We start from the raw sequence: 14,697 nt of genomic DNA, 5'->3' as shown, positions 1-14,697 counted from the left end.
AAATGACAACAATAGATACCACGATCCCTTCACCTGAATTGAAGCTGCAAGATCCAGTATTGTCCAAGGCAGTGTTTGAGCGAGTTCTGGAAGGCTTGGTGAAGTCGGTCAGCATCTCACTTGATCAGGTGGTGGTCGATGTTGCTGCTGAGCATTACATGGCGGTAATGCAGCGCTTGCAAACCGATGCGGAATGCCGTTTTGAAGTGTTGATTGATCTGTGTGGTGTGGACTTTTCCGAGTACGCCGATGGCGTATGGGAGGGGCCTCGTTTTGCAGTGATTACGCAGTTGCTCTCGGTGAGCTTGAATCAGCGCGTGCGCGTGCGCGTGTTTGCTGTCGATGATGATTTTCCAGTGCTGCCGTCGCTGATGGGTATCTGGAAGGCGGCGAACTGGTTTGAGCGTGAGGCCTTTGACCTGTTTGGTATTATTTTTGAAGGTCATGACGATTTGCGCCGTATTCTGACTGATTACGGCTTTATTGGTCATCCATTCCGCAAGGATTTTCCATTGTCTGGCCATGTCGAAATGCGCTATGACGAACAACAAAAACGTGTCTTGTACCAGCCGGTAACGATTGAGCCGCGTGAGATCACGCCGCGCATCATTCGCGAAGACAACTACGGAGGCCTGCACTGATCGGCTGTGTGCCAGTATTGGTGAATCTGAACTATGGCTGAAATCAAGAATTACTCGCTGAACTTTGGTCCCCAGCATCCGGCGGCGCACGGTGTGTTGCGTCTGGTTCTGGAGCTCGACGGTGAAGTCGTGCAGCGTGCCGATCCGCATATCGGTTTGCTGCATCGTGCAACAGAAAAACTGGCTGAACATAAGACGTTCATCCAGTCATTGCCTTATATGGACCGTTTGGATTACGTGTCCATGATGTGCAATGAGCATGCGTACTGCATGGCCATTGAAAAAATGCTCGGTATCGAGGTGCCGTTGCGTGCCCAGTACATCCGTGTGATGTTCTCGGAAATTACCCGCATTTTGAACCATTTGATGTGGCTTGGCGGCAATGCCAACGATGCGGGCAGCTCCACGGTCTTGATCTATGCGTTCCGTGAACGTGAAGACTTGTTTGACATGTACGAGGCGGTGTCGGGTGCGCGTATGCATGCGGCGTATTTCCGTCCGGGTGGTGTCTACCGTGACCTGCCCGATAGCATGCCGCAATACAAAGCCTCCAAAGTGCGTAACAAGCGCAGTTTGGATGCCTTGAATGCAGCGCGCAGTGGCAGCTTGCTGGACTTCATTGATGATTTCACCAAGCGCTTTCCTGGTTGTGTGGATGAATACGAAACCCTGCTGACAGACAACCGTATCTGGAAGCAGCGTACGGTTGGTATTGGTGTCGTGTCTGCCGAAGATGCATTGAATCTAGGTATGTCTGGCCCGATGCTGCGTGGCTCCGGTGTGGCTTGGGATTTGCGTAAAACCCAGCCTTACGAAGTCTATGACAAGTTGGACTTTGATGTGCCAGTGGGTGTGACTGGTGATTGCTACGACCGCTACCTGGTGCGCATGCGCGAGATGCGTGAGTCCAATCGCATCATCAAGCAATGCGTCGATTGGCTCAAAGCCAATCCCGGTCCGGTAATCACCAGTGACCGCAAGGTGGCGCCGCCGCCTCGCACCAATATGAAATCAGGTATGGAAGACCTGATTCACCACTTCAAATTCTTCACTGAAGGTTTTAAAGTGCCAGCCAGCGAGACCTATGCTGCAGTTGAGCACCCTAAAGGGGAATTTGGTATTTACATGATCAGTGATGGGGCAAACAAGCCTTATCGCTTGAAAATTCGTGCACCTGGTTTTGCCCATTTGGCTGCGATGGATGCGGTCACACGCGGTTATATGCTGTCAGATGCGGTGCTGATTCTTGGAACGTTGGATATTGTGTTCGGGGAGGTTGATCGATGATTACCGAAGCTACCAGGGCGCGCTTTGCGCGTGAGGTCGCCAAGTACCCTTCTGAGCGCAAGCAATCGGCCGTCATGGCGTGCCTGTCTATCGTTCAGCAAGAATTTGGCTATGTGTCGCAAGAGAGCGAGGCTGTGATCGCTGAAGTGCTGGATATGCCAGAGATCGCAGTGCACGAAGTCACAACCTTCTACAACATGTACAACCAGCAGGCTGTGGGCCAATTCAAGCTGGCTGTTTGTACCAATTTGCCTTGCCAATTGCGCGGAGGCAAAGAAGCGTTGCGCCATTTGGAAGAGCGTCTGAAAGTGCATATGGGCGAGACCACGGTCGATGGTCTGTTCACTTTGCAGCAATGCGAGTGTTTGGGCGCTTGCGCCGATGCACCAGTGATGCTGGTCAATGACCGTGATATGTGCAGCTTTATGAGCAATGACCGTCTGGACCAATTGGTCGACGCATTGCGGGTGGAGGGGGGCAAATGAGTTTGCGTTCTGTACTTCAGGGTTTCAAGGCCACCGGTGTTGAAACCTGTTTTCATGACCGCCACATTGAGCCACAAATTTTGGATGGTTTGAACGGCCACAACTGGTCGATCAAGGACTATGAGGCACGTGGCGGCTACCAGGCCTTGAAAAAAGTCCTGGCCAAGGACGGTGGTGCGGGTCTGTCGCAGGACGACATGATTGCCACGTTGAAAGAGTCAGGCTTGCGTGGTCGCGGTGGTGCGGGTTTCCCGACAGGCTTGAAGTGGAGCTTCATGCCGCGCTCATTCCCAGGCCAAAAATACGTGGTCTGCAACTCGGACGAGGGTGAACCTGGGACTTGCAAAGACCGTGACATCCTGATGTTCAATCCGCACATCGTGATTGAAGGCATGATCATTGCCGGCTACACCATGGGCGCAAGCGTGGGCTACAACTACATCCATGGCGAAATTTTCGAGGTGTATGAACGCTTTGAAGCTGCTTTGGAAGAGGCGCGCGCCGCAGGCTACCTGGGCGAGAATATTCTGGGTTCTTCGCTGAGCTTTCAGCTGCACGCCCACCATGGTTTTGGTGCTTATATCTGCGGTGAAGAAACCGCTTTGCTGGAGTCGCTGGAAGGCAAAAAAGGCCAACCACGATTCAAGCCGCCGTTCCCAGCCAGCTTTGGCCTGTACGGCAAGCCCACTACCATCAACAACACCGAAACCTTTGCAGCTGTGCCATGGATTGTGCGCAACGGCGGCAAAGCGTATCTGGAGTGCGGCAAGCCGAATAATGGCGGCACCAAAATTTATTCGGTCAGTGGCGACGTGCAATTGCCAGGCAACTACGAAGTGCCAATGGGCACGCCATTTGCCAAACTGCTGGAGTTGGCCGGTGGCATGCGCCCAGGTCGCAAACTCAAGGCTGTGATTCCTGGCGGTTCTTCGTCTCCGGTGGTTCCTGCTGACATGATGATGGAGTGCACGATGGATTACGACTCCATCGCCAAGGCCGGCTCGATGCTGGGCTCTGGTGCAGTGATCGTCATGGACGACTCACGCTGCATGGTGGAGTCCTTGGCTCGTCTGTCATATTTCTACGCCCATGAATCCTGCGGTCAATGCACGCCTTGTCGTGAAGGCACAGGCTGGCTGTCGCGTGTCGTGCACCGTATTTTGGAAGGTCAAGGCAGGCCAGGCGATTTGGAGCTGCTTGACAACGTTGCAGGCAATATCCAAGGTCGTACGATTTGCGCCTTGGGTGATGCTGCAGCAATGCCCGTGCGTGCGATGCTCAAGCATTTCCGCCCTGAATTTGAGGCTTTGATCGCCAAGGCGCAGCCACCTGCGCCAACAGACCCGGTCTTGCCTGGTATGGCGGGGGCCATTGCGGCAGCCGCAGCCGCTAACGCCGCACAACGCGCGGCCGCCTGATGGAGAAAGTCACAAATGGTTGAAATCCAACTGGACGGCAAAAAGGTTGAAGTGCAAGAAGGCAGCATGATCATGCATGCTGCTGAGAAAGCCGGCACCTACATTCCCCATTTTTGCTACCACAAAAAACTATCCATCGCCGCCAACTGCCGCATGTGCTTGGTGGACGTGGAAAAAGCCCCTAAAGCCTTGCCGGCCTGCGCGACACCAGTCACGCAAGGCATGGTTGTGCATACCAGCAGCGCCAAGGCCGTCCAGGCCCAGCAGTCTGTGATGGAGTTTCTGCTGATTAACCACCCGTTGGACTGCCCGATCTGCGACCAAGGTGGCGAATGCCAGCTGCAAGATTTGGCCGTCGGTTATGGCCAAGGCAGCTCGCGCTACCAAGAAGAAAAACGTGTAGTACTGCATAAAAATGTCGGCCCGCTGATCTCGATGGAAGAGATGAGCCGCTGCATTCAATGCACCCGCTGCGTGCGCTTTGGTCAGGAAGTGGCTGGCGTCATGGAGCTGGGCATGATCAACCGTGGTGAGCATGCAGAAATCACCACAGTGCGTGGCGATACGGTCGACTCGGAACTGTCTGGCAATATGATCGATATTTGCCCAGTTGGTGCCTTGACCAGCAAGCCATTCCGCTACAGCGCCCGCACTTGGGAGTTGTCACGCCGCAAATCGATCGCTGCGCACGACTCGTCTGGCGCGAACCTGATTGTTCAGGTCAAAAACCACAAAGTCATGCGCGTGCTGCCATTCGAGAACGAAGCGGTGAACGAGTGCTGGATTGCTGACCGTGATCGCTTCTCTTATGAAGCTTTGAATGGCGCTGACCGTTTGACCACGCCAATGGTCAAGCAAGGCGGCCAATGGCATGAGGTGTCTTGGCAACAAGCCTTGGAATACGTCGCCAACGGTTTCAAACAAATCAAAAATGACCACGGTGCTGGCAGTATTGGCGCTTTGGTAAGCCCACACAGCACTCTGGAAGAGCTGTTCCTGACGAAACAATTGATCAACGGTCTGGGCAGTGACAGCATCGACTACCGCCTGCGCCATGCTGATTTTGAATCAGCACAAGGTGTGCGCTGGCTGGGTACGTCGATTGCATCGCTGTCGTCTCTGGGCCAGGCAGTGGTGATTGGCTCAAACATCCGCAAAGAGCACCCTCTGTTTGCATTGCGTTTGCGCGAAGCCACCAAGGCAGGGGCACAGGTCTATTCATTTGCAGAGGCCGCTTACGACTGGGCGATGCCATTGGCCAAGGCCTGGACACTGCCAGCTACGCAATGGCTGACACGCTTGTCGCAGTTGGTGGCTGCCGTTGCCGCTGAAAAAGGCGTGGCCTCGCCAGTCGGGACCCAAGCACAAGCCGAAGACGCCGCTGTAGCCAAGCAATTGCTGGCAGGCACGGGTGCCAAAGCGATTTTGCTCGGCAATGCCGTTGCACACCATGCGCGTGCCACAGCGATTTTGCGTTTGGCCAACTGGCTGGGCGAACAGATTGGTGCATCGGTGGGTTTCTTGACCGAAGCGGCCAATACTGTCGGTGCGCAATGGGTTGGTGCGACACCTCAAAAGGGTGGTTTGAACGCCAAGCAAATCCTTGACGGTGGTTCGAAAGCGGTTGTGCTGCTCAATACTGAGCCGCAATTTGATAGCGCTGCTGGTCAAGCTGCCGTTGCAGGCCTGCAAAAAGCCGAGATGGTTGTGACCCTGAGCCCGTTCAAAACGAACTTGGAGTTCTCTGACGTCTTGCTGCCAATCTCGCCGTTCACGGAAACCTCGGGCAGCTTTGTTAACGCTGAAGGCCGACTGCAGAGCTTCCACGCGGTGGTCAAGCCATTGGCTGAAACCCGTCCAGCGTGGAAAGTCCTGCGCGTCTTGGGCAACCTGCTGGGTGTGCCAGGGTTTGATTACGAAGATTCGCAGCAAGTGCTTGCCCAGTGTGTTGGTGCGGACAAGCCTGCATTTGTGCCGGCACAGCTGCTGAGTAACGCTGCTGGTGCGGTTGATGCGCAAATCCAGGAAGCAACAGCAGCACCCGTGGTTGCAAGCATGTACCAGTTGGATGGCTTGGTACGCCGCGCTCCTGCATTGCAGGCCACTAAAGATGGCCAATTGGGTGCGTTGGCTGGAGTTGAGGTTGAGTTGGAAGGACAGATTCAAGCATCTGCGCCTCGTGCCAATGCAGAAGAGGTGAATGCATGATGGACTCTTTCTATAACTGGGGCGCAGCCACGTTGGGTGGCATTGCTTGGCCAGTGATTTGGAACTTGATCAAGATCATCGCCATCGTGGCGCCGTTGATGATCGCTGTGGCGTACTTGACATTGTGGGAGCGTAAGCTGCTCGGTTGGATTCAGGTGCGCTACGGCCCCAACCGTTTGGGTCCATGGGGTTTGCTGCAGCCATTGGCTGACGGCTTGAAGCTGTTGACCAAAGAGCTGATCCGTCCAACGGCTGCCAGCTATAAGTTGTATCTGCTGGGGCCTGTGATGGCCATCATGCCAGCCTTGGCTGCGTGGGTGGTGATTCCTTTTGGTCCTGATTTGGCACTGGCCAACGTCCATGCAGGTGTGCTGCTGGTCATGGCGATTACCTCAATCGAGGTGTACGGTGTGATCATTGCCGGTTGGGCGTCCAACTCCAAATACCCATTCCTGGGGGCGATCCGCGCTTCTGCGCAAATGATCAGCTACGAGATTGCTTTGGGCTTTTGCTTCTTGGCTGTTGTGATGGTCACTGGCAGCATGAACCTCTCTGAGATCGTGCGTGTTCAGGAAGTTGGCTGGTTTGCTGATAAGGGGCTGAACTTCCTGTCCTGGAACTGGTTGCCGCTGCTGCCTTTATTTGGTGTCTACATGATCTCGGTCGTGGCTGAAACCAATCGCCCACCATTCGATATGGTTGAGAGCGAAGGCGAGATCGTGGCTGGTCACATGGTGGAATACTCCGGCATGGGCTTTGCGATCTTCTTCCTGGCCGAGTACGCCAGCATCTGGCTCGTTTCGTTCCTGGGTGCGGTCTTGTTCTTGGGTGGCTGGAGCTCTCCAGTGGCATTCCTGGACTTTATTCCAGGCTGGATCTGGCTGGGTCTGAAAGCTTCCGTGATCGTCAGCTGGTTTATCTGGATTCGCGGTACATTCCCACGTTTCCGTTATGACCAGGTGATGCGCTTGGGCTGGAAAATTTTCATCCCTGTGACCCTGATTTGGGTAGTAGTGGTTGGCGCTTGGTTGTTCTCGCCACTGAACATCTGGCACTGATGGAGCGATACGATGGCTGTTACTACTGAAGAAAAAGTGGCGCAAGTTGCCCCACAAAGTGCCTTCTCGTTGAAAGACTTCTTTAAGAGCTTTATGCTCTGGGAGTTGTTCAAGGGCATGGCTTTGACTGGGCGCTACGCAATGAGTCGCCACGTTACGGTGCAGTTTCCTGAGGAAAAAACACCGCTGTCACCTCGTTTTCGTGGTCTGCATGCGTTGCGCCGTTATGAAAATGGCGAAGAGCGCTGCATTGCTTGCAAACTGTGTGAAGCAGTCTGCCCAGCAATGGCGATCACCATTGAGTCCGATGTGCGTGACGATGGTTCACGCCGCACGACACGCTACGACATCGATTTGACCAAATGCATTTTCTGCGGCTTCTGCGAAGAAAGCTGCCCGGTTGATTCGATTGTGGAGACGCAAATTCTCGAATACCACGGCGAAAAACGCGGTGACCTGTATTTCACCAAAGAAATGCTGCTCGCTGTTGGCGATCGCTATGAAAAGGACATCGCCGCAGCCAAGGCAGCGGATGCGCCTTACCGTTGATGAAAATGCGGCGCTGCATGCAAACACAGTTTCAGTGTGTAGGCGTCGCGCTTGCATTCCGTATTGAGGTCACAAACGTCAAGGGGGTTGGTGCCTTGTTGTGTGCCACATCTTCTAAATGAATCGCCTTGTTCAAGGGCCGAAGAGAACACAGAGATGGACGTCAGAACCATATTTTTCTATTTGTTCGCTGCCGTACTGCTATTTTCAGCAGTGCGCGTCATCACGGCACGCAATCCTGTGCATGCCGTGCTCTACCTGATTTTTGCCTTTTCTCAAGCGGCTGGCATTTGGTTGCTGATGCGCGCAGAGTTTCTGGCGATCTTGCTGGTGATGGTGTATTTGGGAGCGGTGATGGTGCTGTTCCTGTTCGTTGTGATGATGCTGGATATCCGTATTGAGCGTTTGCAGGGCTCATTGAAAAAGCACTTGCCATTGGCTTTGCTGATTTTTGCTGTCATCGTTGGCCAAATGATTGCGGTGTTGTGGATTGGTTTCCCAAGCACCGATGCAGCTGGCGAATTGATTGCGATCAACCCTGACTACAACAACACCAAAGAGCTGGGCATCTTGATGTACACCGAGTATGTTCTGCCAGTCCAAGTGGCGGGTGTGATTTTGCTGGTCGGTATGATTGCGGCGATTGCACTGACACTGCGCAAGCGCGAAGACAACAAAATGACTGATCCGGCATTGCAAATTGCAGTCAAGGCCAAAGACCGCGTACGCATTGTGAAAATGGCTGCGGTCAAAAAAGCCGAGCCAGTCGAATCTACTCAAACCCAAAGCGATGCAGTACAAGGTGAGGTGAAGCCATGAGTTTGTCGTTGGGCCACTTCCTGTCACTGGGGGCCATTCTTTTTGCAATTTCCGTGGTTGGGATTTTTCTCAACCGCAAAAACCTGATTGTTCTGTTGATGGCCATTGAGTTGATGCTCTTGGCTGTGAACATGAATTTTGTGGCCTTTTCGTACTTTTTGGGCGATCTGCATGGCCAGGTCTTTGTGTTCTTCATCATGACCGTGGCTGCTGCTGAAGCGGCGATCGGTTTGGCTATTTTGGTGCAGCTCTTCCGCGCTCGCACCAGCATCAGCGCTGATGATTTGACGACACTCAAGGGCTAAGGCAGAGGGATAACAACAATGACTCCTACACTCTCCGCTTCCACGCTGATTTGGGTGCCTATGGCACCACTGATCGGCTCAGCCATCGTTGGTATCTTCGGCACCAAGATGGGGGGCAATAAACTTGGCCGTAAAGCCAGCCACAGCATCACGATTGCCGGCGTATTCATTGCGCTGATGATCTCTTTGATGACTTTGTGGAAAGTGCTCAACGGCGCGCCAGTTTTCAATGAAACGCTCTACCAGTGGGCTGTTCTGGGCAATTTGGTGATGGAAGTGGGCTTCCAGATCGACTCGCTCTCAGCCATGATGATGGTGGTGGTGACGTTTGTGTCCTTGATGGTGCACATCTACACCATTGGCTACATGCACGAAGACGAGGGCTATAACCGCTTCTTCTCATACATCTCGCTGTTCACCTTCTCGATGTTGATGCTGGTGATGAGCAACAACATGCTGCAACTGTTCTTCGGTTGGGAAGCTGTGGGCCTGGTGTCGTATTTGCTGATTGGTTTCTGGTACACCAAATCCACCGCAGTGTTTGCCAACTTGAAGGCCTTCCTGGTCAACCGTGTTGGTGACTTCGGCTTCATCTTGGGTATTGGCCTGCTGGTGGCCAGCACCAATACATTCAGCTATAGCGAGCTGTTTGCACAAAAAGACCAGCTGATCGGTCAGGTCGTGCCTGGTACGGATTGGAGCTTGTTGACTGCTGCGCTGATCTGTTTGTTCATCGGTGCGATGGGTAAATCGGCCCAGTTTCCTTTGCATGTCTGGCTGCCTGATTCTATGGAAGGCCCAACACCTATCTCGGCGCTGATTCACGCCGCGACGATGGTGACTGCAGGCATTTTCATGGTGGCGCGTTTCTCCCCACTGTATGAGTTGTCGGATACTGCGCTGAACTTCATCATGATCATCGGCGCGATCACTGCTTTCTTCATGGGTCTTTTGGGCTTGATTCAAAACGACATCAAGCGTGTGGTGGCCTACTCGACACTCTCGCAGCTCGGTTACATGACAGTGGCTTTGGGAGCTTCGGCTTACAACGTCGCCGTATTCCACTTGATGACCCACGCGTTCTTCAAAGCATTGCTGTTCTTGGGTGCTGGCTCGGTCATCATGGGGGTGCACCACAACCAAGACATGCGTTATATGGGCGGCTTGCGCAAATACATGCCAATCACCCACTGGACTTCGTTGATTGGTTCGCTGGCCTTGATCGGTACTCCTTTGTTCGCAGGCTTCTATTCAAAAGATGCGATCATCGCTGCAGTGCATTCGAGCAATCTGTGGGCTGCTGACATTGCTTACTGGGCCGTTTTGTCTGGTGTATTTATCACTGCGTTCTATTCGTTCCGCATGTACTTCCTGGTGTTCTGGGGTCCAGAGCGCTATGACCAAGATCCGCATGCGCATGAGCACCACCATGATGATCATGGCCATGACAGCAAACCGCATGAGTCACCATGGGTTGTTACCGTGCCACTGATGTTGTTGGCGATTCCTTCAATTGCTGCCGGTTACTTGGTCATTGGTTTCCTGTTCGGTGAGTTCTTTGACGGTGTGACCTTTGCCGATGTGAATGGCCACCCAGCAATGGCCGTGCTGCGTGAAGAATTCACCTCTGTCATGGGCATGACCATGCATGCGATTTGGACTGCACCGTTCTGGTTGGCCTTGGCAGGTGTGCTTGCCGCTTGGTACTGCTACTTGATCAATCCGGCTTTGCCAGCTGCTGTTCAGCGCACGCTCAGCCCGATCAACAAGTTGCTGGAAGAGAAGTACTACATGGACAAACTGTGGATCAATGTATTCGCAGGTGGATTCATGAAGCTCGGTAAGGTGTTCTGGAAAGTCGGTGATCAAAAAATCATCGACGGTACCGTGGTCAATGGTTCTTGGAGAATGGTGGGTTGGCTCTCTGGCATCGTGCGTAAGTTCCAATCCGGTTTCATTTATTACTATGCGTTGGTCATGATTCTGGGTGTGTTCGCGCTCATGACGTATTTCGTGTGGCGGAACTACTAGGAGAACAATAAAAATGGCTTGGTTAAGTCTCGCGATTTGGGTGCCCATTGTGGTGGGTGTCTTGCTGCTGCCCCTCAATAAACCTGGGCATGCCAATATGGTGCGCTGGCTGGCGTTGGTTGGCTCGATTGTGGGCCTGCTAGTGACGGTGCCGCTCTACACAGGCTTTGACACGCAAACTGCGCAAATGCAGTTTGTTGAAAAAGCACTGTGGATCTCCAGCTTCAATGTCCACTACTACCTGGGTGTTGATGGTTTGTCGTTCTGGTTTGTGCCTTTGACAGCGTTCATCACGGTCATCGTGGTGATTGCTTCCTGGCAGAGCATCACCGAGCGTGTCAACCAGTACATGGCTGCATTCTTGATTTTGTCTGGCTTGATGGTTGGTGTCTTCACAGCGCTCGATGGCATGTTGTTTTACGTGTTCTTTGAAGCCACGCTGATTCCGATGTATTTGATCATCGGTGTCTGGGGTGGTCCACGTAAGATTTATGCTGCGTTCAAGTTCTTCTTGTATACCTTGCTGGGTTCGTTGTTGACCTTGGTGGCCTTGATCTACTTGTACAACGTCTCTGGCGGCAGCTTTGACATCCTGAGCTGGCATGCGCTGCCTTTGTCGCTGACAGAGCAGACTTGGATTTTCTTTGCTTTCTTTGCCGCATTTGCCGTGAAGATTCCAATGTGGCCAGTGCATACCTGGTTGCCTGACGTGCACGTAGAGGCGCCAACTGGTGGCTCTGCTGTGTTGGCTGCGATCATGTTGAAGCTCGGCGCTTACGGCTTCCTGCGCTTCTCGCTGCCGATTTCTCCTGATGCTGCCCAAGAATATGCATGGCTGATGATCGGCCTGTCACTGGTCGCTGTGATCTACGTAGGCCTGGTGGCAATTGTTCAGCAGGACATGAAAAAGCTGGTGGCTTACTCATCTGTTGCACACATGGGCTTTGTCAGCTTGGGCTTTTTCCTGTTCAACCAGTTGGGCATGACCGGTGCGATTGCACAAATGATTGCCCACGGCTTTGTTTCAGCTGCGATGTTCTTGGCCATCGGTGTCTTGTATGACCGCATGCATACCCGTGAAATCTCTGATTACGGTGGTGTGGTCAATACGATGCCCAAGTTCGCCGCTTTTGCACTGCTGTTTGCAATGGCCAACGCGGGCTTGCCAGCCACTGCAGGCTTTATTGGTGAGTGGATGGTGATCCTGGGCGCGGTGCAGCACAGCTTCACAGTCGGCTTCTTGGCTGCGACGGCTCTGATTCTTGGCGCTTCGTATTCGCTCTTGATGTACAAAAAGGTCTACTTGGGTGATATCACCAACGACCATGTCAGAGAGTTGCAAGACATCAACTGCCGCGAAATGCTGGTGATGGTGATTTTGGCGGTCTGCGTGATTTACATGGGTGTGCATCCAAAACCATTCACGGACATTATGGACACCTCGGTCGTTAACCTGCTGGCGCACATCGCGCAAAGCAAACTGCAGTAATAGCCCAGAGAGAGAAACGATGATTGACAGATATAGCTGGGTAGCCGTTTATCCCGAACTTGTACTCCTGATCATGTCCTGCGTGATTACGCTGGTCGATCTGGGCGAGAAGCGCCGTATGCGCGACACCACTCATTGGCTCACGATGCTGACGCTGGCGGTGGTGGCGGGCATGTTCTTCACCTATGCGGTGAATGCCAATACGATTTATGGTTTTGGCAACATGTTTGTAGCCGATTCCTTGGCCAGCTGGCTCAAAGGTTTCGCTGCCGTCAGTGTGATGGTGGTGCTCATTTACGCACGCCCATATGCGGCTGATCGCGACATGATGCGTGGCGGTGAGTTGTACTCTCTGTCGCTGTTCTCTTTGCTGGGTATTTGCTTCATGATCTCTGGCAACAATATGCTGTTGCTCTACTTGGGTCTTGAATTGCTGACACTGTCAAGCTATGCATTGGTAGCCTTGCGTCGCGATGACAGCCAAGCGACTGAAGCGGCAATGAAGTACTTCGTGCTGGGCGCGATGGCCAGTGGTTTCCTGCTCTATGGCATGTCGATGATTTATGGCGCAACAGGCTCCTTGGACATTGGTGAGATTTTCCGTGTGATCAACTTGGGGCTGTTCGAGCACCAGCAAGTGTTGGTGTTTGGTCTGGTCTTTCTGGTTGCCGGTTTGGCGTTCAAACTGGGTGCGGTGCCATTCCATATGTGGGTTCCTGACGTCTACAACGGCGCGCCAACTGCGGTGACCTTGTTGATTGCCTCGGCGCCTAAGCTGGCCGCTTTTGGCATCATCATCCGTTTGTTGGTCGATGGTTTGCTGCCGCTGGCCGCTGACTGGCAGCAAATGTTTGGCATCTTGGCTGTTGCATCGCTGTTCATCGGTAACGTCGCTGCCATTGCACAAAGCAATATCAAGCGCATGCTGGCGTACTCGACCATCTCTCAAGTAGGTTTCATCCTGCTGGGCTTGATGTCAGGTGTGCAAAGCGGTGAGTTCACTGCAGACGCTGCGCAAGCCGCTTACGGCTCTGCGATGTTCTATGTCATCACCTATGTGCTGACGACACTGGCGACTTTCGGCATCTTGCTGCTGCTGGCCCGTGATGGTTTTGAGGCCGATCAGATCTCCGATCTGGCGGGTTTGAACCAGCGCAGCCCTTTGTATGCCGGCATCATGGCGATGTGCATGTTCTCAATGGCTGGTATCCCACCATTGGTCGGTTTTTACGCCAAGTTCGCTGTATTGCAAGCTTTGATCTCGACAGGTACAGTGACCCACATTGCGATTGCCGTGTTTGCTGTGATCATGTCCTTGATTGGCGCTTTCTATTACCTGCGCGTTGTGAAAGTCATGTACTTCGATGCTGCTGACCCACAAGCAGGCCCGATTCGTGCACGCTGGGATGTCAAAGGCGTTTTGTCTATCAATGCCGCATTGATGCTGGTGTTGGGCCTGGTTCCAGGTGGCTTGATGGCCTTGTGTACAGAAGCCATTCTGAATGCACTCAGAGGCTAATGGCAGCCAGCCATAACTGACTGCAAAAAGCTCCGTATTTACGGGGCTTTTTTTATGGCTTCCAGGTCCTGCTTAACAGCCTTTTTTCTGGCTGTGCATGCCGTGTTTGGGGCGAGGGTAGGGGGCCAATGTGTGCATTTGCAGACAAATATCCAACACTGCTATACCATGGCTTACTGACTTTTTAATGATGAACAGGCTCTAAGGGGCGTTTTGGTGTGAGGCATGGCCAGTCAGGCATGCTGATCTGTATTTTCTTTTGTTTATAAAGACTGTTGACATGAAGGTTTTGGATCTTCGGTGTGAGCGGGGCCACCAGTTTGAAGGCTGGTTCAGCTCGGAAGATGACTACCAGACGCAGCGCGCCAAGCGCATGCTGACTTGCCCGGTATGCGATAGCTTGCATGTCGAGAAAAGCCTCAGTGCGCCATATGTCGCAATGAAAAGCAACCGCCAAACGGAGGTCAGACCCCGGGCTGTTACAGAGCATACGCCGCAGCACGCTGCTGTTGAGCCAGCGCAAGCTGTCGCCAGTAGTGCGCAGGTTGCACCAAGCCCTGAGCAGCAGCAAGCCCTGGCAGCCCTGCATGCACAGTGGCTGGCGTACTCCAGAGCGGTATTGGCCACAGCAGAAGATGTGGGCAGCGATTTTGCCGATGAGGCGAGAAAAATCCACGAAGGCCAGGCCCCTGAGCGCCTCATTCACGGCCAGGCCAGTATGGACGAAGTGGTTGAGCTGCTGGAGGAGGGAGTGCCTGTGTTGCCCATGGCAGCACAAGCCAAAGAGCCGCTGCAGTAATGCCCGCTCAAAAACAGGCTGAGGCCATACGCATCAGATGACAGCGTTATGCGCCTAGCGCCAGGCCCGATGGCATAGCCTGGTCAGGC

The 14,697-nt window shown here is 53.4% G+C and carries 13 protein-coding genes; all 13 read left to right on the top strand.

Translation table 11 applies throughout. The features are described from left to right. Window positions 1-2 precede the first annotated feature (2 nt). Window positions 3-641 (top strand): NADH-quinone oxidoreductase subunit C, encoded by a 639-nt coding sequence (locus tag E8K88_RS00515; RefSeq protein ID WP_136404687.1) that lies wholly within the window; start codon window positions 3-5, stop codon window positions 639-641. 33 nt (window positions 642-674) lie between these two features. Next, window positions 675-1,928, top strand: coding sequence for an NADH-quinone oxidoreductase subunit D (locus E8K88_RS00510; RefSeq protein ID WP_136404686.1), 1,254 nt, complete (start codon window positions 675-677; stop codon window positions 1,926-1,928). Beyond that, window positions 1,925-2,413, top strand: a complete 489-nt coding sequence (locus E8K88_RS00505) for an NADH-quinone oxidoreductase subunit NuoE family protein (RefSeq protein ID WP_136404685.1) — start codon at window positions 1,925-1,927, stop codon at window positions 2,411-2,413. Before E8K88_RS00510 ends, E8K88_RS00505 begins: the two co-directional genes overlap by 4 nt. After that, window positions 2,410-3,831, top strand: a complete 1,422-nt coding sequence (gene nuoF, locus E8K88_RS00500) for an NADH-quinone oxidoreductase subunit NuoF (RefSeq protein WP_136404684.1) — start codon at window positions 2,410-2,412, stop codon at window positions 3,829-3,831. Before E8K88_RS00505 ends, nuoF begins: the two co-directional genes overlap by 4 nt. A 15-nt stretch (window positions 3,832-3,846) precedes the next feature. After that, window positions 3,847-6,039, top strand: a complete 2,193-nt coding sequence (gene nuoG / locus E8K88_RS00495; protein ID WP_136404683.1) for an NADH-quinone oxidoreductase subunit NuoG — start codon at window positions 3,847-3,849, stop codon at window positions 6,037-6,039. Further along, window positions 6,036-7,097, top strand: a complete 1,062-nt coding sequence (gene nuoH, locus E8K88_RS00490; protein ID WP_136404682.1) for an NADH-quinone oxidoreductase subunit NuoH — start codon at window positions 6,036-6,038, stop codon at window positions 7,095-7,097. Before nuoG ends, nuoH begins: the two co-directional genes overlap by 4 nt. Window positions 7,098-7,109: 12 nt before the next feature. Then, window positions 7,110-7,646, top strand: coding sequence for an NADH-quinone oxidoreductase subunit NuoI (nuoI, locus tag E8K88_RS00485; RefSeq protein WP_136404681.1), 537 nt, complete (start codon window positions 7,110-7,112; stop codon window positions 7,644-7,646). Between the two features lie 156 nt (window positions 7,647-7,802). After that, entirely contained in the window at window positions 7,803-8,465 is a 663-nt protein-coding gene (locus E8K88_RS00480; RefSeq protein ID WP_136404680.1) for an NADH-quinone oxidoreductase subunit J, read from the top strand. Next, window positions 8,462-8,770: an NADH-quinone oxidoreductase subunit NuoK gene (gene nuoK / locus E8K88_RS00475; protein WP_136404679.1), complete on the top strand. Its 309-nt coding sequence runs from the start codon at window positions 8,462-8,464 to the stop codon at window positions 8,768-8,770. The genes E8K88_RS00480 and nuoK overlap by 4 nt, the downstream gene beginning before the upstream one ends. Before the next feature lie 18 nt (window positions 8,771-8,788). Continuing rightward, a complete protein-coding gene (gene nuoL, locus E8K88_RS00470; protein ID WP_136404678.1) occupies window positions 8,789-10,801 on the top strand; it encodes an NADH-quinone oxidoreductase subunit L in 2,013 nt (670 codons plus the stop codon). A gap of 13 nt (window positions 10,802-10,814) precedes the next feature. Beyond that, a complete protein-coding gene (locus E8K88_RS00465; protein ID WP_136404677.1) occupies window positions 10,815-12,290 on the top strand; it encodes an NADH-quinone oxidoreductase subunit M in 1,476 nt (491 codons plus the stop codon). A gap of 19 nt (window positions 12,291-12,309) precedes the next feature. Beyond that, complete coding sequence (nuoN, locus tag E8K88_RS00460) at window positions 12,310-13,809, top strand: NADH-quinone oxidoreductase subunit NuoN (protein WP_136404676.1); 1,500 nt, start codon at window positions 12,310-12,312, stop codon at window positions 13,807-13,809. 280 nt (window positions 13,810-14,089) lie between these two features. Beyond that, entirely contained in the window at window positions 14,090-14,608 is a 519-nt protein-coding gene (locus E8K88_RS00455) for a DUF1178 family protein (RefSeq protein ID WP_136404675.1), read from the top strand. Window positions 14,609-14,697 lie beyond the last annotated feature (89 nt).

The sequence above is a fragment of the Lampropedia aestuarii genome, assembly GCF_004803635.1.
GTDB lineage: Bacteria > Pseudomonadota > Gammaproteobacteria > Burkholderiales > Burkholderiaceae_C > Lampropedia > Lampropedia aestuarii.
Note: the sequence above shows the minus strand (reverse complement) of the source record. Positions and strands in the feature narration are given on the sequence as shown.